The sequence below is a fragment of the Actinomadura physcomitrii genome (assembly GCF_008923205.2).
Lineage (GTDB): Bacteria > Actinomycetota > Actinomycetes > Streptosporangiales > Streptosporangiaceae > Spirillospora > Spirillospora physcomitrii.
Map to the genome: position 1 here is coordinate 26,319 of NZ_WBMS02000008.1, position 18,350 is coordinate 44,668.

The window sequence follows — 18,350 nt, forward strand, 5'->3', positions numbered from 1 at the left end:
GACGCCCGATGCAGGACCGTGCTCGCGCGCCCTTCCTGGTCGCGGTCGGTGTTCTCGGAGACCTCGTTGGGGAGCTCTACTCCTTGGACGGGCCTTTTCGTCATTGGCGGGAGAGGACGCGGGTTATGCCGGCGGCGATCGTGGTGGCGAGGATCCAGCCGGAGGCGATCAGGGCGGCGGCCAGCCACTGGTAGGCGCCGCGCGGGTTGAAGGCCGGTTCCTGGCCGAAGCTGATGATCGGCAGGAGCAGGTCGAGGGTGTACAGGAACGCGTTGAAGGCGGGCGCCTCGTCCTTCTTGAGGGGGACAGGGTGGTGGGCGGCGAAGAGCACGGTCCCGATCGCGAGGAGTGCGGCGAGGAGGACTCCGGCGCGGAGCGGGCGGTAGCCGTAGCCGACGGTCCAGTCCTGGGCGACGCCCCAGGCGCGGGCGGGGAGCGTGAGCGTGCGTCGGCGGCGGCGCTGCTTCGCCAGGCGGACGGCGCGGGCCTCGACGTCGCGGCCCATGCCCTGGAAGACCGCCGCCAGCTGCTCGTAGGGCTGCGGGTGGTAGCCGTCGGCGGCGTCCAGCCAGGCGAGGCGGTCGGCGAGCCGGCCGGGCTTGTCGATGGCTTGGTAGACGAACCCGTCGAGCTGGGGGCGCGGCGGCCAGCGGGCGGGGTCGTCGCGGAGGATGTCGATGCGGGCGTGCCGCAGGTCGACGGTGCCGTCGGTGAGGGTGCAGCGGGAGAACCAGAGCATCTCCGCGCGCACGCGCCGCAGGCCGAGGGCGAGGCCGCCGAAGCCGCTGATCGACGCGTCGTCGAAGCTCAGCTCGCCGGTGCGGGCGCCGGCCAGCGCCAGGCGCCCTGCGGCGGTGAAACCGTCGTTGCAGTTCACGACGCCGCTGACGGTCAGGCCGTAGCCGATCATCGCCCGGCCGCCGGGATTGGACAGGTGCGCGCCCTCCAGCTCGACGCTCGCCCCGATGACCGTGTCGATCAGGCGGACTTCGCCCTCGGCGTGCAGGCCCTGACCGGCGAGGCCGCCGGTGACCTCGGCGCGGCACAGGCTGAGCGCCTGGCCGCCCGGGTCGCTGAGGCGCGCGCCGGCGAAGTCGGCGGAGCCCTGGATGGTCGCCGCGTCAAGGCAGACCCGGCCCCGGGTCCGGAACCCGTTCGCGGCGCGCAGGCTGCTGCCGATGCCGACCAGGCGGGCGTTCAGCGCGGTGCCGCCGGGAGCGTCGAGGTCGGCGCCGCTGAGCAGGAGGGTGCCGCCGATCGCCGCGGAGCGCAGGCTGACCTTGCCTTCGGCGCGGAACCCGCCGTCCAGGACGGCGGCCCCGTCGATCCGGGCGCGGTCCGCGTCGAGGGCCGTTCCGCCCGGGTTGCACAGCCGCGCGGCGGTCAGGACGAGACGGCGGCCGATCCGCGCGTCCGGCAGGCGCACCTCGCCGTCGGCGACGAGGCCGGGCGCGTGCAGCCCGGACGGCAGCTCGATCCCGTCGGCGTCGAGCGCGACCCCGCCGGGGTTCGACAACCGCGCGCCTTCGAGGACGCACGTCCCGCCGACATGGGCGCCCTTCAGCATGAATTCGCCGGTGGTCTCCGCGTCGGTCGCGTCGATGTTGCGGACCACGGTCAGCGCGTACGCCTCGACGTCGGTGAGGCAAGCTGAGCGCAGCGACAGCGTCCCGTCGATCCGGGTGCCGACGAGCTGCACCGGGCCGTCCACTCGGCAGCCGCGCAGCCACAGCAGGCCGTCGACCTGCGAGTCCGAGGCGTTTAGGCCGGGCAGCCGGGAGCCGGTCAGGCTGAACTGCCGCAGCCGGGCCGCGTAGAGGGCGGGCGGTTCGTCGAAGACGCAGTCGCGCATCAGCACCGCGTAGCGGACCTCGGCGAAGGACAGGTCGAGGGCGCCGGTGATCCGCGCGCCCGTGAGCCGCACCGCCGGGACCTGCCCCGCGCCGGCCGGGCGGGCGCCCAGCAGCAGCGCCGAGACGACCTCGCCGCGAACGGCCTCACCGGTGCCGGTCAGATCGACCGGGTCCGCATTGGGGAACGCGTCCCAGACGGCGCGTTCCGCGTCCGACAGATCCTCGATATCCATTTGGCCCTCATGCATACACCGGCACGCCGGACGGCGCCACGGCGGGCCCGACGGGCGGTTAGTGTCCGGGGATGGACATCGGCGAGTTCGTCACCGTTTTCCAGGACGGCGGTGTCCGGGCCTGGCTCGACTGGGACGCGCTCGAAAGCGCCGGTTGCGCGGTCCGCGAGCGGTTCAGCCGGTCGCCGGACGTTCTGGGCGGCCTCTTCACCGTCTGGTACCAGGCTGCGAACGGGACCGACGGGGACTGGCGCAATCCCGGCGACAGGCCCCTCCGGGTGGCGGAGTGCGCGGACGCGATGGACATCTGGCCGACGGACAGGAGGGAGCGGATTCGCGGGTTCGCGGACGCCTTCCGCGGCGAGGCCCGGCCGGTCCAGCTCGTCCTGCCGGCGTACGCGGTGGGCGGCGACGAGGCCGTGCTGCTCGACGGCACCCACCGGGCCGTCGCGGCGTACCTGGCGGGGGTGGACGTCCGCATCATGCTTTTCGTGCTGGACGGGCCGATCGATCCGCGGATGCTCCCTGACCTCGGGCACTACCGCTGACGGCTCAGGCAGGGGGGCCGCCGCGCGCGCTCTCCGGCGGCGGCGCGTACTCGGCGATCGCCCGGCGCATGGAATGGTCGAGCAGCAGGTTCCGGAGCGATTCCCAGCGCTCGGACCGGCGGAGCCTCAGGACGGAGCTCAGTACGACCGCCCAGAGGACGACGGCCAGCAGAGCCGCGAGAACGATGAGCCAGGCCTGGGGAGCGGTCACCACCGTGAGGTCCACCGCGCCGAACCCGATCGGGACCAGCGTGGCGGTCAGGATGTTGATCTCGGATTCGGTGGAGTCGACGCTGAAGCCGGCGGCATGGTTCTTGAGCCACGCCTTGGCGTAGACGAAGCGCTCGTAGGTCAGCGAGTCCCGGTGGTATCCGCCGATCCACCGGCGCTCACCGAGGCGCCGATCCTCCTCTTCGAGAGCGGCGAGATACGGGTGCGTCTCAAGGAACTCGCCGTACCGGACCGGGCCGACCAGCTGTGCGAGCGCCGTGGCGGAGTCGTCCCGCAGCCGGAAGGGGGGCAGCCTTTCGAGGAGCGAGACGACCTTGAACCCCAGCTCGCGGCACACGTAGCCGACCACGTATCCGATGGCGATGACGGCCAGGGCCACGATGAGCGAGACGAGCACGGTGGAGTGGCCGAGATTCTTGACGATCTTCGCATCGGCCGTCCGCGAGGCGAAGAAGGCGACCTCGGCGACGACGCACACCCCCGGGGCGAGAACGCTGGTGAGCTGGAGCGAGACGTAGAAGGAGAACCGCCCCTGCGCCACCTTCGCGGCGCCCAGGATGCTGCTCAACGGGTCCACCGGCACCTCCCGCCCCGAGCGTACCGATGATCTTGAGCCCGATGGCTGGCCGTTTACGGCCGGATCGGGAGCGCCGCCCGGGCCCGCTCCGGCTAGAGGCCGCGCTCGGCGCCGTCGATGAGGGCTTGGACGCTGTCGGAGAAGCGGCGGGTGAGCCTGGCCAGTTCGGCGCGGTCGCGGTCGGTCCAGCCGGCGAACGCCTTCTCCAGCAGCCGCCTGCGGCCCTGGTTGATCGACGCGACCACGCGGCGGCCCTCGGGGGTGAGCTCGGCCGTCTTGACACGGCGGTCGTGGGCCGCCTCGGCGCGGGCGACCAGGCCGAGCGTCTCGAGGCGGGCGAGGGAGCGGCTGACCTTCGGGTGGTTGTGGTCGACGAGCTCGGCGAGGTCGAGGACGCCGGTCGGGCCGCGCAGGTCGAGGTGGACGAGGTAACGGCACAGGTCCGGGTCGAGGTCGACCCCGGCGAGGTCGAGGATCAGCGCGACGAAGCGCGGCCGCGAGGTGCGGCCGAGCATGTCGAGCCAGACGTCGTAGTAGTCCTCGTCCGCCATCCCGTTCATTATGCACGGGTCTGCCGCTATCATTCCGTTCAAAGTGAACGGATTTTTCGGGAGGTGTCATGGCGGACGTCATGCGGGCGGCGATACTGCACGGGATCGGAGAGGCGCCCCGCTACGGGTCGTTCCCGGCGCCCGTCGCCGGAGAGGGCGAGGCGGTCGTGACGGTGACCGCTGCGGCGCTGAAGCCGTTCGACCGGTGGTGGGCCAAGGGGCTGCACCCCGCGAGCCCGACCGCATTCCCGCAAGTGGTGGGCGCGGACGGGGTGGGGCGGCTGGAGGACGGCACGCGGGTGGCCTTCTTCGCACCGGTCGCCCCCTACGGCGGGATGGCCCAGCGGGCGCTTGTGCGGCGGGGCATGTGGTTCCCGGTCCGGGACGGGGCGGACGACGTGACGGCGGCCGCCCTGCTGAACCCCGGCGGCGCGGCCTGGAAGACGGTCGTGTGGGAGGGCGGCGCGGGCCCGGGCAAGTCGGTGCTCGTGCTCGGCGCGACCGGCGCGTCCGGGCGGATCGCCGTGCAGGTGGCGAAGCGGCAGGGGGCTCGGGTGGTCGCGGCCGGACGCGACCGGGCGGTCCTCGAGGCGCTGGCCGGACGCGGCGCAGACGCCGTGATCCGGCTCGGCCGCCCGAAAGACGAAGTGGTCGAGGCCATCGCCGAGCACGGGCCGTACGACCTGGTCGTCGACTACCTGTGGGGCGCCCCGGCGGAGGCCGCGTTCGCGGCGCTGTCGCGGGGCGCCGACCGACGCGTCCGGTACATCCTTGTCGGCATGTCGGCAGGGGAGGCGGCGGAGATCCCCGCCATGGCCCTGCGCGCCGCACCGGTCGAGGTGGTGGGCAGCGGCGCGAACGGCTCGCCGTCGATCGAGGAGGCGGCGGCCGCCTTCGACGACATGCTCCGGATGGCCGGCTCCGGCGAAATCGTCCTCGGTGAGGAGGCCGTGCCGCTCGCCGACGTCGAGAACGCCTGGACACGTCCCGAGAACGGCCGCCGCATCGTTTTCGTCCCCTGAGCCCGGCGTTATTCATAATTGGCTGCCCAAGGAAAGAAAGCGGCTCGACTTTCGTTCGATATCCGCTTCCCGGCTGTTCGTTGTCGTCCTATTCTCGGGCACAGCAGGAAGGACGTGCTGGGAAAGTCGCCGGGGGCGGATGGAGAGCCGACGGTGCTTTCCGACCCCCTGGGAGGCAACGATGACCCGTCGTCCCCGTGACCTCGGAGTCCCGAAGAACCCCGTCGAGTACTTCGCCGCTGAACTGCGCGCATGCCGCGAGCGCGCCGAACTCGGACGTCCGCTGCTCGCGGCCAGGCTCGGCTACACGCCGCAGTGGATCGGCCGGCTCGAGAACGCCACCCACGCTCCGTCCGAGGACTTCGCGAAGGACTGTGACACGCTCTTCGAGACGAAGGGGTTAAAGGGGTCCTACCCAGGAGTCTTGGGAGCGTTCACAATCTTGGGTCTCGACGATGAGTCGGATGCCGCATACGTTGACACGTCGATGGTGCAGTGGCGTAAGAGCAGCCGCAGTACGGACACCGGTGGCCAGTGCGTGGAGGTGGCGTCGCTCGCTCCGGACGTTGGGGTGCGGGATTCCAAGGATACGGATGGGCCTGCGCTCGTCTTTTCGGTGGGCGAGTGGCGGGCGTTCGCGCGGCGGGTGAAGAGCGGCGGGCACGACATCGGCTGATCCGTCCGGCGTGCGCCGGGCTGGAATGTCGGTGGTGGGTGGGAGCCTGCCGGTGTGGGGATTCATGTGGCGAGCCGGCGGCGGGCGCGGGCGTCGGTGGAGGCGGAGTGGCCGGGGGCCGTGGTGCTGGACGTGACGTCGCGGGGGCCGCAGCCGTGGGTGCGGTTCAGTCCGTTCTACCCGCACGGCGGCATACCGGTGCCGCTTTCGGACGGGGAGACGGGCGCGTCGGTCGAGGGGATCTGGCAGGCGCTGAAGGTGTTCGACGGCCACGATGTGGATCGGGGCCGGCTGGCGATCACGTCGATGAAGGGCATCAAGCGGACGGTCCGCAAGTACGGGCCGGTGCGCGGGCACCGGGCGGGGCTCGGCGGGGACGAGCTGCTGCCTTACGGGCGGGCGCGCCGGGAGATCTACCTGCCCGCGTACCGGTGGGTGCTGGAGAACAAGGTCGCCGACCTGGTCGAGGAGGTGCGGCGGCTGGGCGAGGTGGTGCTGCTCGACTACACCGTCAACGGGGACGTGGACGATCTGTCCAAGCCGCTGTCGCACGCGGCGCTGATCGGGCGGTTCGCCGAGGGCCGGTGGCCGTGACCGGCGCGGACGCCGCCCCTGGGAGGCGTCCGCGCGTGGCGGCGGTCAGGCGCCGCGGCCTGCGAAGCGGCCGGAGAACGCCCAGCCCATGCCGAGCAGGACGGCGCCGATCGCGGCGATGAGGCCGAGGGAGGAGACGTCCAGCATGGCGAGGACGGCGATGGTGAGACCGTAGATGCCGGTGAGGGCGGACAGGCCCGCCCGGAAGTTCTTCTTGGACATGTCTGGAATGATCCCCGGCATGCCCGCGGCAGTACTATCCACCGGTCGGTGGACAGGACGGGGCGTGGACATGAGCGATGTCGACCCGGGCGTGGCGCGCGCGGAGAACGTCTGGTACCGGTCGTACCCGTTCTGGGACGCCTACTTCGCGCTGGTGCTGGTCGGCACGGTCGCGGCGACGGCGGCGGACGGGACGCCGCCGGGTCGGAAGGCGGCGGCGATCCTGCTGCTGATGCTGCTGAGCCTGGCGTACGTCGCGATCGGGCGGAAGGCGCTGCGGTCCCGCGAGGAGCGGCGTCCCGGGTGCCGGGTGTACGCGGCGGCGCTGCTGCTGATGTTCGTGCCGGCGACGGTGCTGGCGCCGGTGACCTCGACGGCGCTGGCCGCGCTGACGCCGCAGGTCTACATGGTGTACGGCACCGCGCGCGGCTTCGTGCTGATGGTGGCGTTGTTCTCCGGGGCGATCGGGTCGGCGATGGTGGCGTCCGGCGCGGGCGTGACGCTGACGCTGGTGATGATGCTGGTCGGCATCGTGTGCAGCGGGCTGCTCGCCACGTTCATCGGCCGGCTCAGCGCGCAGAACCGGGAGCGGGCCCTGCTGATCGACGAGCTGGACCGCACCCGGGACGAGCTGGCGGCGGTGAGCCGCGAGGCGGGCGTGCTCGCCGAGCGGGAGCGGCTCGCCCGCGACATCCACGACACGATCGCGCAGGGGTTCACCAGCATCGTGATGCTGGTGCAGGCGGCGGAGGCGGAGGTCGGCTCGAACCGGCACCTGGACCTGGTCGCGCGGACGGCGCGGGAGAACCTTGCCGAGACGCGCGGGCTCGTCGCGGCGCTCGCGCCGCCCGCGCTGGCGGAGGGGTCGCTGGTGGAGGCGCTGCGGCGGCTGGCCGCGGACTTCGCGCTGCCCGTCGACATGGACGTGGAGGGGGAGCAGCGGCCGCTCGGCGCGGCGGCGGAGGTGGTGCTGCTGCGGGTGGCGCAGGAGGCGCTGGCGAACGTCCGCAAGCACGCGGGCGCGCGGTCGGTGTGGATGTCGCTGGAGTTCGGGGCGGGTGAGGCGCGGCTGACGGTCGCCGACGACGGCCGGGGCTTCGACCCGGCGGCGGTCGCGTCCGGGTTCGGGCTGCGCGGCATGCGCGGGCGGGTCGAGCAGGTCGGCGGCGGCCTCACCGTGCGCAGCGGCGCCGGCGAGGGCGCGGTGGTCGAGGCGGTGCTGCCGTGCTCCGCGTGATGATCGTGGACGACCATGCGATCGTCCGGGAGGGGCTGCGCGGGATGCTGGCGGCCGAGCCCGGCCTGGAGGTGGCGGCGGAGGCGGCGAGCGGCGACGAGGCCGTCGCGCTGGCGCCGCGGGTGCGGCCCGATGTGATCCTGATGGACCTGCGGATGCCCGGCGGGGACGGGGTGAGCGCGATCGAGCGGCTCGGCCCGGGGCACCGGGTGCTGGTGCTGACGACGTTCGAGGACGACGCGGGCATCGTCCGCGCCGTCCGGTCGGGTGCGGCGGGCTACCTGCTGAAGGACGCGTCCCGCGCGGAGCTGGCCGCCGCGATCCGGGACGTCGCGGCGGGCCGGACGGTGCTGGCGCCGTCGGTGTCGGCGAAGCTGAGCGCGGCGCGGGCGGCGCCCGCGCCGGCGGTGCTGTCGGCGCGGGAGGCGGAGGTCCTCGCGCTGGTCGCGCGGGGGCTGACGAACGCCGAGATCGGCGGGCGGCTGTTCATCGGGCAGGCGACGGTGAAGACGCACCTGCTGCGGGTGTTCGCCAAGCTCGGGGTGTCGGACCGGACGGCGGCGGTGATGGCCGCGATCGAGCGGGGTGTCCTGCCGCCGCCCTGAGCCCCGTCATGCGTCGCCCGCGACGGCCTCGGCGAGCAGGTCCTCCTCGGTGGCGCCGCGCCGCCAGTAGCCGGTGAAGGTGACGTCGCGGCGGTGCAGGCCGCGCTCGTTGACCAGGTGCCGGCGCAGCGCCTTCACGGTGGCGGACTCGCCCGCGATCCAGGCGTACGCGCCGTCCGGGACGGACGCGCCGCGCACCGCGTCGAGGAGGCCGCCCGCGGCGACCCAGCCGATCTGCGCGTCGGCGTCGCTCGGCAGGTCCTGCCGGTCGGCGGGGTGCGGGGTCTCGACGAACACCCGCGCGGGCGTCCCGGCGGGCAGCCAGGCGAGGTTCCCCGCGATGGCGGGCAGCGCGGTGAGGTCGCCCGCGATCACGACGGGCCGTCCGGGCGGCGGGCGGAAGTCGCAGCCGCCGTTGTCGGGCCCGGTCGGGCCGAGCACCACGACGCGGTCGCCGGGCGCGGCGGCCGACGCCCAGCGCGACGCCGGGCCGGACGTCCCGCCGGGGTGCAGCGCGAAGTCGACGTCGAGCTCGCCGGGGCGCTGCGCCCGCACGGTGTAGGAGCGCATGATGCCGCGCTCGGCCGGGTCGAGCGCGCGCCAGTCGGCGAACCAGGTGTCGGCCGACCAGTCGGCCGGCATCACGGGCGCGTCCTGGTGCGGGTGCGGCAGGAAGATCTTGAACCGCTGGTCGCGCCCGCCGGTGGCGAAGCCGCCGGGGCCGCCGTCCAGGCACGTCCCGCCGAAGGTGACGCGGACCATGGACGGCCCGAGCGGCGCGGTCCGCAGGACGTGCAGGTCGAAGAAGGCGTACGGGTGGCTGGGGGTCCTCATCGCCGTTCCTTTCGGTGAACGCGGGCCGGTGGTCGCGGCCGCCGGCTCAGCCGGTCTTCTTCGCGGTGCGGATGGTCTGGGCGAGGGCTTCGATGATCGGCGCGCAGCCCGCGTAGGAGAAGCGGGGCTCGGGCTGCCAGGCGATGACCTGCCCGGCCTTCACCGCGGGCAGGTCCTTCCAGGACGGCTTGGACCCGAGGTCCTTGGGCTGCAGGGCCTGGGTGCGGCTGTCGAGCATGATCACGTCGGCCTTGTACTTGCCGGCGTTCTCCCAGCTCAGGTCCTCGAAGTAGCCGTCCTGGCCGAGCTTGTCCGGGACGACGAGGTCGACGCCGAGCTGCTTGAAGTAGATGAGGTCGGTGTTCTTGCCCGGGCTGGAGGCGTAGAACAGGTCGGGGCTGGCGGACGCGGCGAGCACCTTCAGCCCGGCGTTGGCCTTCGCGGCGGCGCGCAGCGACTCGACGGCCTTGTCGAAGCGGGCCTTGGCGGCGGTGACCTTCGCGGACTGCAGGTCGGCGCCGAGCGCGGCGGCGAGCGCGGCGGTCCGCTCGATCGGCTTCGGCAGCGGGACGTCGCCGGCGCGGATGGCGGCCTGCGGCGCCAGCGCGTAGATCTTGTCCTTGCTCTCCGCCGGTACGTAGAACAGGTCGTTCTTCACGAACATGTTGTCGATGAGCAGGTCGGGGCGGAGCGAGGCGTACTTCTCGATGTTGAACTCGCCGTAGGCGTTGCCGATGATGGTGAGCCGGTCGACGGGCAGGTTCCCGGCCTGCGGGTCGGGCCTGCCGTCCTTGAGCTTCGTCGGCCCGTACACGCCGACGATCTGCCGGTCGACGCCGAAGTCGTAGAGGGCGGCGAGGGCGCCGACGTAGCCGACGACGCGCTTCGGGCGCGACTTGAGCCTGACCGCGGTGCCGCGGTCGTCGGTGAACGTCCACGCGCCGCCGGACGGGGAGGCGCCGGCCTTGCCGTCCCCGCCCCCGCCGCACGCGCTGATCAGGGCGCCGAGGGCGACGGCGCCGCCGGCGCCGAGAAGTCCGCGGCGGGTGAAGGATGGTGAGGGGATTGTCGGCATTTCGGCAACTCATCTCTGATCGACCACGATGGCCGGATTCCGGCCCGATGGGCGCTTAGGTTAACCTAACCTAAGTCGTTGTCCAGTGGCAGGGGGCGGACGTTCCGCCCCCGTCCGTCCCCCCGGAGCCAGCCCGTGCCGTTGACCAGAGCCGCGCAGCCGACGGCCCCAGCGCGCGCGCCCGCCGCCCCCGCACCGGCGCCGGCGCGGCGCCGCTCCGCCCGCGCGTCAGGGCTCGTCGCGGCGCTGATCCTCCTGCTGGCCGTCCTGATGCTGAGCCTCGCCGTCGGCGCGAAACCGCTGTCGGTCGGCCAGGCGTGGAACGGCCTCCTGCATCCCGGTTCGGACTCCTACACCGTCGTCCACCAGATGCGGCTGCCGCGCACGCTGCTCGGGCTGCTCGCCGGCATCGCGCTCGGGCTCGCGGGCGCGGTGATGCAGGCGCTGACCCGCAACCCGCTCGCCGACCCCGGCCTCCTCGGCATCAACGCGGGCGCGTCCGCCGCCGTCGTGTCCGCCATCTCCTTCCTCGGCGTCGTGTCGTTCGCCGGGTTCGTGTGGTTCGCGTTCGCGGGCGCCGGGGCGGTGGCCGTCCTGCTGTACGCGGTCGGCGGCGGGCGCGGCGCGACACCCGCGCGGCTCGCGCTCGCCGGGTCCGCGCTCAACGCCGCGCTGTACTCCTACGTCAACGCCGTCCAGCTGCTCGACACCGCGTCCCTCGACCGGATGCGGTTCTGGACGGTCGGGTCACTCGCCGCCGCGCAGGCGTCCACGGTCGAGAAGGTCGCGCCGTTCGTCGCCGCAGGGCTCGTGCTGGCGCTGCTGCTGGCCCGCCCGCTGAACGCCATGGCGATGGGCGAGGACGCGGCGCGCGCGCTCGGCGCCCGGCCCGGACGCGCCAAGATCGTCGCGATCGCCGCGGTGACGCTGCTGTGCGGCGCCGCGACCGCGGCCTGCGGGCCGATCATCTTCGTCGGGCTGATGGTGCCGCACCTCGTTCGCGCGCTGACCGGCCCCGACCTGCGCTGGCTGCTGCCCTACTGCGCCGTCCTCGCGCCCGCGCTGATGCTGGCCGCGGACGTGCTCGGACGCGTCGTCGTCCGGCCGTCCGAACTCCAGGTCGGGATCGTCATGGTGGTCGCCGGCGGTCCGGTGTTCCTCTCTTTCGTCCGGCGCCCGCGCGGCAAGGCGGCCGCCGCATGAGGCCCGCCGTCATCAGGACCCCGAACGGGCTGTCGCTGCGGTTCCGCCCGCGCGCGCTCGCGGTCGCCGTCCTCTGCCTGGCCGTCGCGCTGGGCGTCGGCGTGCTGCTGATCGGCAGCGGCGACTTCCCGATGAGCCCCGCCGGCGTCGTCCGGACGCTGCTCGGCGACGGCACGCCCGCCGACTCGCTGATCGTGAACGAGATCCGGCTGCCGCGCGCGGTCGCCGGGCTCGCGGTCGGCGCCGCGCTCGGGCTGGCCGGCGCGATCTTCCAGTCGCTGACCCGCAACCCGCTCGGCAGCCCCGACGTGCTGGGCTTCACCCAGGGCGCGGCGACCGGCGTGCTCGGCGTGATCGTGCTGACCGGCGGCGGCAGCGCCGCGGTCGCGGCGGGCGCCGCCGGCGGCGGGCTGCTCACCGGCGCGGTGGTGTACGCGGTGGCCGGCCGGCACGGCGCGCACGGGCAGCGGCTGATCCTCGTCGGCATCGGCGTCGCCGCGATCCTCACCGGGGTGAACGGCTACCTGCTGACCCAGGCGAAGATCACCGACGCGGCGCGGGCCGTGCTGTGGCTGACCGGCAGCCTGGACGGCCGCGACTGGGCCGACGCGGCGCCCGTGCTCGTCGCGCTCGCCGTGCTCGGGCCGCTCGTCGTGGTCGGCTGCGGGCGCGCGCTGCGGATGCTGGAGATGGGCGACGACGCGGCGCACGGCCTCGGCGTCCCCATCGAGCGGGTGCGGCTGATCATGCTGGCCGCGGCGGTGCTGCTCACCTCGTTCGCCGCGGCGGCGGCCGGGCCGGTGTCGTTCGTGGCGCTGACCGCGCCGCAACTCGCCCGCCGGCTGACCCGCGCGCCCGGCCCGAACCTGCTGCCGTCCATGTGCATGGGCGCGGCGCTGCTGGTGGCCGCCGACTGGGCCGCGCAGCGCGCGTTCACCGGCCACCAGCTCCCGGTCGGCGTGGTGACCGGGCTGCTCGGCGGCGGATACCTGGTCTGGCTCCTGGTGACCCAACGCAAGACGGGACGGATCTGAATGACGGACGCGAACGCGCGGCTCAGCGGCACGGGGCTCACCCTGGCCTACGACCGCCGCACCATCACGCGGGACCTCGACGTCACGGTGCCGGACGGCTCGTTCACCGTGATCGTCGGGCCGAACGCGTGCGGCAAGTCGACACTGCTGCGGGCGCTCGCGCGCATCCTCAAGCCCGCGTCCGGCACCGTCGTGCTGGACGGCCGGCCGATCGCGGGCTGGCCCGCCAGGAAGCTCGCCCGCACCCTCGGGCTGCTGCCGCAGTCGCCGATCGCGCCGGAGGGGATCACGGTCGCCGACCTGGTGTCGCGCGGCCGGTACCCGCACCAGGGGCTGCTGCGGCAGTGGTCCCGCGAGGACGAGCGGGTCGTCGCCGAGTCGATGGAGGCCACCGGCGTCGGCGCGCTCGCGGACCGTCCGGTGGACGAGCTGTCCGGCGGGCAGCGGCAGCGGGTGTGGATCGCGATGGCGCTCGCGCAGCAGACGCCGCTGCTGCTGCTGGACGAGCCGACCACCTACCTCGACATCGCGCACCAGATCGAGGTGCTGGACCTGTGCGCGCGGCTGCACGAGGAGGGCCGCACCGTCGTCGCCGTCCTGCACGACCTCAACCACGCCGCCCGGTACGCCACCCACATGATCGCGATGCGGGACGGGGTGATCGTGGCGGAGGGCGACCCGGGGAAGGTGGTGACGGCGGACCTGGTCGAGGAGGTCTTCCGGCTGCCGTGCCGGGTGATCGAGTGCCCGGAGACCGGGACGCCGCTGGTCGTCCCTGCCGCGCGCGCCGCCCGCACGGCCCGCGCCGCCGGCGCGGCGGGGTGACGGGGAGCACGGTCGCGTAGGCGCGGAATAGTTGTACGCTTACAACGGTTATAGGCGTACAACGATTGGAGTCCGCTTGCCCGACCTCACCCCCCGGCGCCGGATGCTGGTGCTGGCCATCTGCTGCATGAGCCTGCTCATCGTCAGCCTGGACAACACCATCCTGAACGTCGCGCTGCCCACCCTGCGGCGCGAGTTCCACAGCTCGGTGTCCGGCCTGCAATGGACCATCGACGCCTACCTCATCGTCCTCGCCTCGCTGCTCATCCTGGCCGGCTCCACCGCCGACCGGATCGGCCGCCGCCGCGTCTTCCAGACCGGGCTCGCGCTGTTCGTGCTCGGCTCGGTGCTGTGCAGCCTCGCCCCGTCCCTCGGCTGGCTCGTCGCCGCCCGGGTGGTGCAGGCCGTCGGCGGCTCGATGCTCAACCCGGTCGCCATGTCGATCATCACCAACGTGTTCACCGAGCCCCGCGAGCGCGCCCGCGCCATCGGCGTGTGGGGCGCCGTCGTCGGGCTCAGCATGGCGATGGGACCGCTCGTCGGCGGCGTCCTCGTCGACTCGGTCGGCTGGCGGTCGATCTTCTGGCTGAACGTGCCGATCGGGCTCGCCGCGCTCGCGCTGACCGCGCTGTACGTGCCGGAGTCGCGGGCCGATCGGCCGCGCCGCGCCGACCCGGCCGGCCAGCTGTTCATGATCGCGCTGCTCGGCACCCTGACCTTCGCGATCATCGAGGGCCCGGGCCGCGGCTGGAGCGACCCCGCCGTGCTCGGCGCCGCCGCCGTCGCCGCGCTCAGCCTCGCCGGGTTCGCCCGGCACGCGCTGCGCGCCCCCGAACCGCTCATCGACCTGCGCTTCTTCCGCAGCGTCCCGTTCGCCGGCGCGACCGTCATCGCGGTGTCGGAGTTCGCCGCGCTCGGCGGGTTCATGTTCCTCAACGCCCTGTACCTGCAGGACGTGCGCGGCATGTCGGCCCTGCACGCCGGCCTGTACCTGCTGCCGATGGCCGCGATGAGCGCCGTGTGCGCGCCGCTGTCCGGGCGCCTCGTCGGCAGCCGCGGGCCGCGCCCCTCGCTCGTCGCCGCGGGCGCCGCGACCCTCGCCAGCGCCGTGCTCATCGCCGCGTTCGACGCCGAGACCCGCGACGCCACGCTGTTCACCGCCTACGTGCTGTTCGGCATCGGGTTCGGCATGGTCAACTCGCCGATCACCAACACCGCGGTGTCCGGGATGCCGCGCGCCCAGGCGGGCGTCGCCGCCGCCGTCGCGTCCACCAGCCGGCAGGTCGGCCAGGCCCTCGGCGTCGCGGTGATCGGCGCGGTCCTCGCCGCCGGCACGGCCGGCGCGCACTCCGGCGGCACCGGCTTCGTGGACGCCGCCCGCCCGGCATACTGGGTGCTGGCCGGCTGCGCCGCCGTCGTGCTGGTGCTCGGCGTGCTCACCACCGGCCGCCGCGCCGCCCGCAGCGCCGAGCGGACCGCCGCGCTGTTCGAGACCGAGCCGGCCCCCGGCGAACGCCACGTGACGGGAGCGAGCAACCGATGAACCAGCCCGGCCCCGCGTCCGGCCGAACGTCCGCCCCGACGGCGGGCGGTCCGCCGGACGACCCGGCCGTCCGCGCCTGGCGCAATCTCGGCATCCTGATGCACGAGCGCGGCGACCGGCGCGCCGAGGTCACCGAGGCGCTCGGCATGAGCTTCTTCCGCGTCAAGGCGCTGCGCCGGCTGGCCGCCGCGCCCGAGCCGCTCACCCTGCGCGGCCTCGCCGACCGGCTCGTCTCCGACCGCCCCTACGTCACCCTCGTGGTGGACGACCTGGTCGAGCGCGGGCTGGTCGAGCGCACCGAGAACCCGGCCGACCGGCGCTCCAAGCTCGTGACGGTCACCGACGCCGGCCGCGCCGTCGCCGAGGAGGCCGAGCGGATCCTCAGCACCCCGCCGGCCGCCCTCTACGAACTCCCGCCCGAGGACCTGGCCGTCCTCGACCGCGTCGCCGCCCGCCTCGTCGCGGACGCGTAGCCGACCGTCACCCCCGACCGGCCGTCACCGCTGGCCGGCCGCGTCCATCCGGGCCCAGTCGGCCTCCCACATCTCGTCCCGGCGGTGGTCGCAGCGGTGCCGGACCAGCACGTACGCCAGCAGGATCGGCAGCCCGACGCCGAGGACCGCGGCCGTCGCGGCGTAGGCCGCGTCGGTGACCGTCCGGCTGTGCGGGCGCGGCCGGACCGTCGGATCGCCCTTGGCGTCGATCCAGATCGTCCGGTGCGCGCCGACCTTCGCGTTCTTCCAGGCGGGCAGCGTGCCGGTGCGGGTCGTGCCGCCGGCGCCGGGCCATCGGGCCTGCACGGTCTCGTGGATGTAGCGGTCGCCGGACGAGCCGATGCCGCCCGTCGAGGTGACGGTGGCGACCACCTGGTGCCGCTGCGCCCGCTCGGCGCGCTCGGCGCCGCTGCCGGCGCGGTACGACCACGCCCCCGCCCAGAACGCCAGCGGCGGCGCCGCCGCGAGCATCAGCAGGAGCAGTCCCAGCGCGAACATCCGCTGGACGCGGTCGATGGGCCGGCGCAGCTCGTTGTGCTCCAGGCCGAGCCTTCGGCGCAGCCTGACGGCCGGCCCGCCTCCACGTCGGACGCCGGACCCGCGCATCTGCGTCACCTCCCCGGGGCATGCCCACCCGGCAGGGGGTCCTGGACCCTCTTTTCCCAGGATATTCCCGAGTTCGAAGATCGGCACATGACCGGTGACCGAATCCTTTCCCAGCTGGGACCCGGTATGTCGAGGCGATGGCCGGATCCGGCCACCGCGGCGAACCGCGCGCTCAGCGGGCGGCGAGGGTCTCCGCCGGCTCCGGCGCGGGCTCCGCGCCGTCCCGCCGCGCCCCCGCGACCAGCGCCAGCACGGCGCCCAGCACGCACATCCCCGCGGTGATCCAGAAGATCTCCCGGTACTCGGCCCGCAGCGCGTCCCGCACCGCCGCCTTGTAGACGGTCATCTCCTTCGCGAACTCCGCCTTCGACATCAGGAACGGCAGCGGCGGCTGCAAATGCGCCGTCAGCACGTGGAACCGGTGGAAACCCCACGCCGACAGCGCCGAGATCCCGATCAGCATCCCCATCATCCGCGCGACCACCACGGCCGCCGACGCCACCCCGTGCCGCGGCGGCGGCACGAACGCCAGCACCGCCGACGACACCGGCGCGATCACCAGCCCCAGCCCGAGCCCCGTCACGATCAGATCGACGTCCATTCGCGGCAGCGGCCCGTACGACGCGTGCGCAAGATCCGCCGGCCACCCGGCGATCAGCACGTATCCGACCGCGGAGACCAGCATCCCCGCCGCCATCGGCCACCGCTCGCCCACCCGCCGCGCGACGAACCCGCCCGCCACGGCCGCGACCGGCAGCGCCACCAGGAACCGCGTCAGCAGCAGCGCGCCCTCGGTCTCGTCCTTGTTCAGCACCGTCTGCGCGACCAGCACCACGTCCACCAGCGTCACCATCAGCGCCGCCCCCGACAGGAAGCTCACGCCCAGCGTCGCCAGCAGCGGCCCCCGCCGCACCCCGCCGAGGTCCAGCAGCCGCGTCCGGGCCCTGACCTCCCACACCACGAACACCACGAGCATCACGACCCCGGCGGCCAGCACCGGCAGCCCCCACGACGGCAGCGCCGACCTCTCCGGATCCGGGTTGTAGACCCCCACCACCAGCAGCGCCAGCCCGGCCGCGAGCAGCAGGCCGCCCATCGCGTCCACACCCGCGCGCGGACCCTCCGGCCGCCCGCCCGGCACCGTGAACCGCACCGCGGCGACCGCGAGCACCGCCAGCGGCACGTTGATCCAGAAGATCGCGCGCCACTCCAGGGCCGCCGCGACCCCCGCCCCGTACAGCGGGCCGAGCACGCTCCCCAGCTCCTGCGCCGCGCCCACCGCGCCCAGCACCACCGGACGCCGCCGCTCGTCCCACAGGTCCCCGGCCAGCGCCATCGTCACCGGCAGCAGCGCACCGCCCGCGACCCCCTGGACGACCCGTCCCGCCGCCAGCGCCGGCACGCTCTCCGCCAGCGCCGTCACCACCGACCCGGCGGCGAAGAACACCAGGCACGCCTGCAGCACCGGCCGCCGCCCGAACCGGTCCGACAGCTGCCCGAGCAGCGGCATCGCCGCCACGTACCCGAGCAGGAACCCGGTCAGCACCGGCGTGATCCGCTCCAGCCGGTTCACCGGCACGCCCAGGTCCTTCACCACCGGCATCAGGATCGTCGTCACGACATAGGCGTCCAGCGCGGCCAGCAGCACCACCGCGCCGCCGGCCCCGACCGCGATCCCGCGCCGCGCGGTCACTTCGGCGCGCTGATCGTGTAGGGGGCGTCGAAGTCGGTGAACGTGATCACCACCGCGCCCTCGCCCTTGGGGAACGCGCCCCGCACCTTCAGCAGCCGCCCGTCGGCCTTGCTCACCCACACCCGCCCGGCCAGGTCGTCGTTGATCCCCGGGATCAGCCCGCCCACCTGGTCCTGCGGCAGCGTCGCCCCGACCCGGTAGGCCTCCTTGCCGCCCACCTTCTCCACGGCCTCGGCCTTCGGCGCCTTCAGCGAGGTCAGCAGCTTCGGAATGCCCCGGTTCGGGTCGAGGACCGCCGACGGGTCGTACACCGCCGACGCCATCGACTTCGGCAGCTTCCGCCAGCCGCCCGTCCCCGCGTCCAGGTAGAACGTGTCGCCCTTCGCGACGACCTTCGCCTCGACGTTCTGCCCCGACTGCTCCAAAGTCAGCGTGCCCTGCGCGTCGCCGTCCCGCAGCAGCTTCATATCGCCGCCCTTGACCATGATCGGTGTCTTGCCGTCCGACGTCACCGTGAACGCGACGCTCTTCAGGGCCGCCATGGCGGTGGCCGACCGCTTCAGCGCCTGCGCCCCGTCGAAGTCCGCCTTCGGCGCCGGCTTGCCGGATCCGCCGCAGGCACCGGCCAGCAGCACGAGCGAAAGGGGGACGAGACCGAGGATTCGTCTGGACATACGCGGACCCTACCGACCGG

The 18,350-nt window shown here is 73.9% G+C and carries 20 protein-coding genes; 11 read left to right on the forward strand and 9 right to left on the reverse strand.

The genetic code is table 11. From position 1 onward, the window contains the following. Positions 1-100 precede the first annotated feature (100 nt). Positions 101-2,086, reverse strand: coding sequence for an oxidoreductase (locus tag F8568_RS11915; RefSeq protein WP_151593601.1), 1,986 nt, complete (start codon positions 2,084-2,086; stop codon positions 101-103). 71 nt (positions 2,087-2,157) lie between these two features. On the opposite strand from F8568_RS11915, the gene F8568_RS11920 reads away from it, so the two are divergent. After that, complete coding sequence (locus tag F8568_RS11920) at positions 2,158-2,634, forward strand: hypothetical protein (RefSeq protein ID WP_151593602.1); 477 nt, start codon at positions 2,158-2,160, stop codon at positions 2,632-2,634. A 4-nt stretch (positions 2,635-2,638) separates the two neighbouring features. Here F8568_RS11920 and F8568_RS11925 read toward each other — a convergent pair whose 3' ends face one another. Both F8568_RS11925 and F8568_RS11930 read right to left on the reverse strand, forming a co-directional pair. After that, a complete protein-coding gene (locus tag F8568_RS11925; RefSeq protein ID WP_151593603.1) occupies positions 2,639-3,433 on the reverse strand; it encodes a hypothetical protein in 795 nt (264 codons plus the stop codon). Between the two features lie 101 nt (positions 3,434-3,534). Beyond that, positions 3,535-3,993 carry a MarR family winged helix-turn-helix transcriptional regulator gene (locus F8568_RS11930; protein ID WP_160573590.1) on the reverse strand — a complete coding sequence of 153 codons (459 nt, stop codon included), beginning with the start codon at positions 3,991-3,993 and terminating at the stop codon, positions 3,535-3,537. A 68-nt stretch (positions 3,994-4,061) separates the two neighbouring features. On the opposite strand from F8568_RS11930, the gene F8568_RS11935 reads away from it, so the two are divergent. From F8568_RS11935 to F8568_RS11945, 3 genes are all read left to right on the forward strand, one after another. Continuing rightward, entirely contained in the window at positions 4,062-5,015 is a 954-nt protein-coding gene (locus F8568_RS11935) for a quinone oxidoreductase family protein (RefSeq protein ID WP_151593605.1), read from the forward strand. Positions 5,016-5,196: 181 nt separating this feature from the next. Beyond that, a complete protein-coding gene (locus F8568_RS50310) occupies positions 5,197-5,691 on the forward strand; it encodes a DUF397 domain-containing protein (protein WP_160573591.1) in 495 nt (164 codons plus the stop codon). A gap of 54 nt (positions 5,692-5,745) precedes the next feature. Next, complete coding sequence (locus F8568_RS11945; RefSeq protein ID WP_151593607.1) at positions 5,746-6,285, forward strand: DUF6939 family protein; 540 nt, start codon at positions 5,746-5,748, stop codon at positions 6,283-6,285. A gap of 45 nt (positions 6,286-6,330) precedes the next feature. Here the strand turns inward: F8568_RS11945 and F8568_RS11950 are convergent, their stop codons facing one another. Then, a complete protein-coding gene (locus F8568_RS11950; RefSeq protein ID WP_160573592.1) occupies positions 6,331-6,507 on the reverse strand; it encodes a hypothetical protein in 177 nt (58 codons plus the stop codon). A 70-nt stretch (positions 6,508-6,577) separates the two neighbouring features. On the opposite strand from F8568_RS11950, the gene F8568_RS11955 reads away from it, so the two are divergent. Together F8568_RS11955 and F8568_RS11960 are read left to right on the forward strand one after the other, a co-directional pair. Then, the gene (locus F8568_RS11955; protein WP_160573593.1) at positions 6,578-7,744 is read left to right on the forward strand and encodes a sensor histidine kinase; all 1,167 of its coding nucleotides are present in this window, start codon (positions 6,578-6,580) and stop codon (positions 7,742-7,744) included. Next, positions 7,732-8,349: a response regulator gene (locus tag F8568_RS11960; RefSeq protein WP_151593609.1), complete on the forward strand. Its 618-nt coding sequence runs from the start codon at positions 7,732-7,734 to the stop codon at positions 8,347-8,349. Before F8568_RS11955 ends, F8568_RS11960 begins: the two co-directional genes overlap by 13 nt. 6 nt (positions 8,350-8,355) lie before the next feature. Here F8568_RS11960 and F8568_RS11965 read toward each other — a convergent pair whose 3' ends face one another. Both F8568_RS11965 and F8568_RS11970 read right to left on the reverse strand, forming a co-directional pair. Continuing rightward, the gene (locus F8568_RS11965) at positions 8,356-9,183 is read right to left on the reverse strand and encodes a siderophore-interacting protein (RefSeq protein ID WP_151593610.1); all 828 of its coding nucleotides are present in this window, start codon (positions 9,181-9,183) and stop codon (positions 8,356-8,358) included. A 46-nt stretch (positions 9,184-9,229) separates the two neighbouring features. Beyond that, complete coding sequence (locus F8568_RS11970; RefSeq protein WP_151593611.1) at positions 9,230-10,258, reverse strand: ABC transporter substrate-binding protein; 1,029 nt, start codon at positions 10,256-10,258, stop codon at positions 9,230-9,232. Positions 10,259-10,393: 135 nt separating this feature from the next. On the opposite strand from F8568_RS11970, the gene F8568_RS11975 reads away from it, so the two are divergent. The 5 genes from F8568_RS11975 (at position 10,394) to F8568_RS11995 (ending at position 15,336) form a co-directional block, all read left to right on the forward strand. Continuing rightward, positions 10,394-11,461 carry a FecCD family ABC transporter permease gene (locus tag F8568_RS11975; protein WP_328600830.1) on the forward strand — a complete coding sequence of 356 codons (1,068 nt, stop codon included), beginning with the start codon at positions 10,394-10,396 and terminating at the stop codon, positions 11,459-11,461. Continuing rightward, positions 11,458-12,495 carry a FecCD family ABC transporter permease gene (locus F8568_RS11980; RefSeq protein WP_151593612.1) on the forward strand — a complete coding sequence of 346 codons (1,038 nt, stop codon included), beginning with the start codon at positions 11,458-11,460 and terminating at the stop codon, positions 12,493-12,495. The genes F8568_RS11975 and F8568_RS11980 overlap by 4 nt, the downstream gene beginning before the upstream one ends. Beyond that, positions 12,496-13,320, forward strand: a complete 825-nt coding sequence (locus F8568_RS11985) for an ABC transporter ATP-binding protein (protein WP_151593613.1) — start codon at positions 12,496-12,498, stop codon at positions 13,318-13,320. Between the two features lie 76 nt (positions 13,321-13,396). Next, entirely contained in the window at positions 13,397-14,863 is a 1,467-nt protein-coding gene (locus F8568_RS11990; protein WP_151593614.1) for an MFS transporter, read from the forward strand. Then, the gene (locus F8568_RS11995) at positions 14,860-15,336 is read left to right on the forward strand and encodes a MarR family winged helix-turn-helix transcriptional regulator (protein WP_151593615.1); all 477 of its coding nucleotides are present in this window, start codon (positions 14,860-14,862) and stop codon (positions 15,334-15,336) included. The genes F8568_RS11990 and F8568_RS11995 overlap by 4 nt, the downstream gene beginning before the upstream one ends. A 24-nt stretch (positions 15,337-15,360) precedes the next feature. On the opposite strand, the gene F8568_RS12000 is transcribed toward F8568_RS11995, so the two are convergent. From F8568_RS12000 to F8568_RS12010, 3 genes are all read right to left on the reverse strand, one after another. Continuing rightward, complete coding sequence (locus F8568_RS12000; protein WP_151593616.1) at positions 15,361-15,963, reverse strand: Rv1733c family protein; 603 nt, start codon at positions 15,961-15,963, stop codon at positions 15,361-15,363. Positions 15,964-16,135: 172 nt separating this feature from the next. Beyond that, entirely contained in the window at positions 16,136-17,656 is a 1,521-nt protein-coding gene (locus F8568_RS12005) for an MFS transporter (RefSeq protein ID WP_151593617.1), read from the reverse strand. After that, entirely contained in the window at positions 17,653-18,330 is a 678-nt protein-coding gene (locus F8568_RS12010; protein ID WP_151593618.1) for an LppX_LprAFG lipoprotein, read from the reverse strand. Before F8568_RS12010 ends, F8568_RS12005 begins: the two co-directional genes overlap by 4 nt. Positions 18,331-18,350 lie beyond the last annotated feature (20 nt).

Bases quoted from the DNA above. Each gene is read 5' to 3' on its own strand.
- F8568_RS11980 (WP_151593612.1), top strand. From the start codon at position 11,458: ATGAGGCCCGCCGTCATCAGGACCCCGAACGGGCTGTCGCTGCGGTTC.
- F8568_RS11995 (WP_151593615.1), top strand. From the start codon at position 14,860: ATGAACCAGCCCGGCCCCGCGTCCGGCCGAACGTCCGCCCCGACGGCG.
- F8568_RS11930 (WP_160573590.1), bottom strand. From the start codon at position 3,993: ATGGCGGACGAGGACTACTACGACGTCTGGCTCGACATGCTCGGCCGC.
- F8568_RS11965 (WP_151593610.1), bottom strand. From the start codon at position 9,183: ATGAGGACCCCCAGCCACCCGTACGCCTTCTTCGACCTGCACGTCCTG.
- F8568_RS11950 (WP_160573592.1), bottom strand. From the start codon at position 6,507: ATGTCCAAGAAGAACTTCCGGGCGGGCCTGTCCGCCCTCACCGGCATC.
- F8568_RS11915 (WP_151593601.1), bottom strand. From the start codon at position 2,086: ATGGATATCGAGGATCTGTCGGACGCGGAACGCGCCGTCTGGGACGCG.
- F8568_RS12010 (WP_151593618.1), bottom strand. From the start codon at position 18,330: ATGTCCAGACGAATCCTCGGTCTCGTCCCCCTTTCGCTCGTGCTGCTG.
- F8568_RS11935 (WP_151593605.1), top strand. From the start codon at position 4,062: ATGGCGGACGTCATGCGGGCGGCGATACTGCACGGGATCGGAGAGGCG.
- F8568_RS11920 (WP_151593602.1), top strand. From the start codon at position 2,158: ATGGACATCGGCGAGTTCGTCACCGTTTTCCAGGACGGCGGTGTCCGG.
- F8568_RS12000 (WP_151593616.1), bottom strand. From the start codon at position 15,963: ATGCGCGGGTCCGGCGTCCGACGTGGAGGCGGGCCGGCCGTCAGGCTG.
- F8568_RS50310 (WP_160573591.1), top strand. From the start codon at position 5,197: ATGACCCGTCGTCCCCGTGACCTCGGAGTCCCGAAGAACCCCGTCGAG.
- F8568_RS11955 (WP_160573593.1), top strand. From the start codon at position 6,578: ATGAGCGATGTCGACCCGGGCGTGGCGCGCGCGGAGAACGTCTGGTAC.
- F8568_RS11970 (WP_151593611.1), bottom strand. From the start codon at position 10,258: ATGCCGACAATCCCCTCACCATCCTTCACCCGCCGCGGACTTCTCGGC.
- F8568_RS11985 (WP_151593613.1), top strand. From the start codon at position 12,496: ATGACGGACGCGAACGCGCGGCTCAGCGGCACGGGGCTCACCCTGGCC.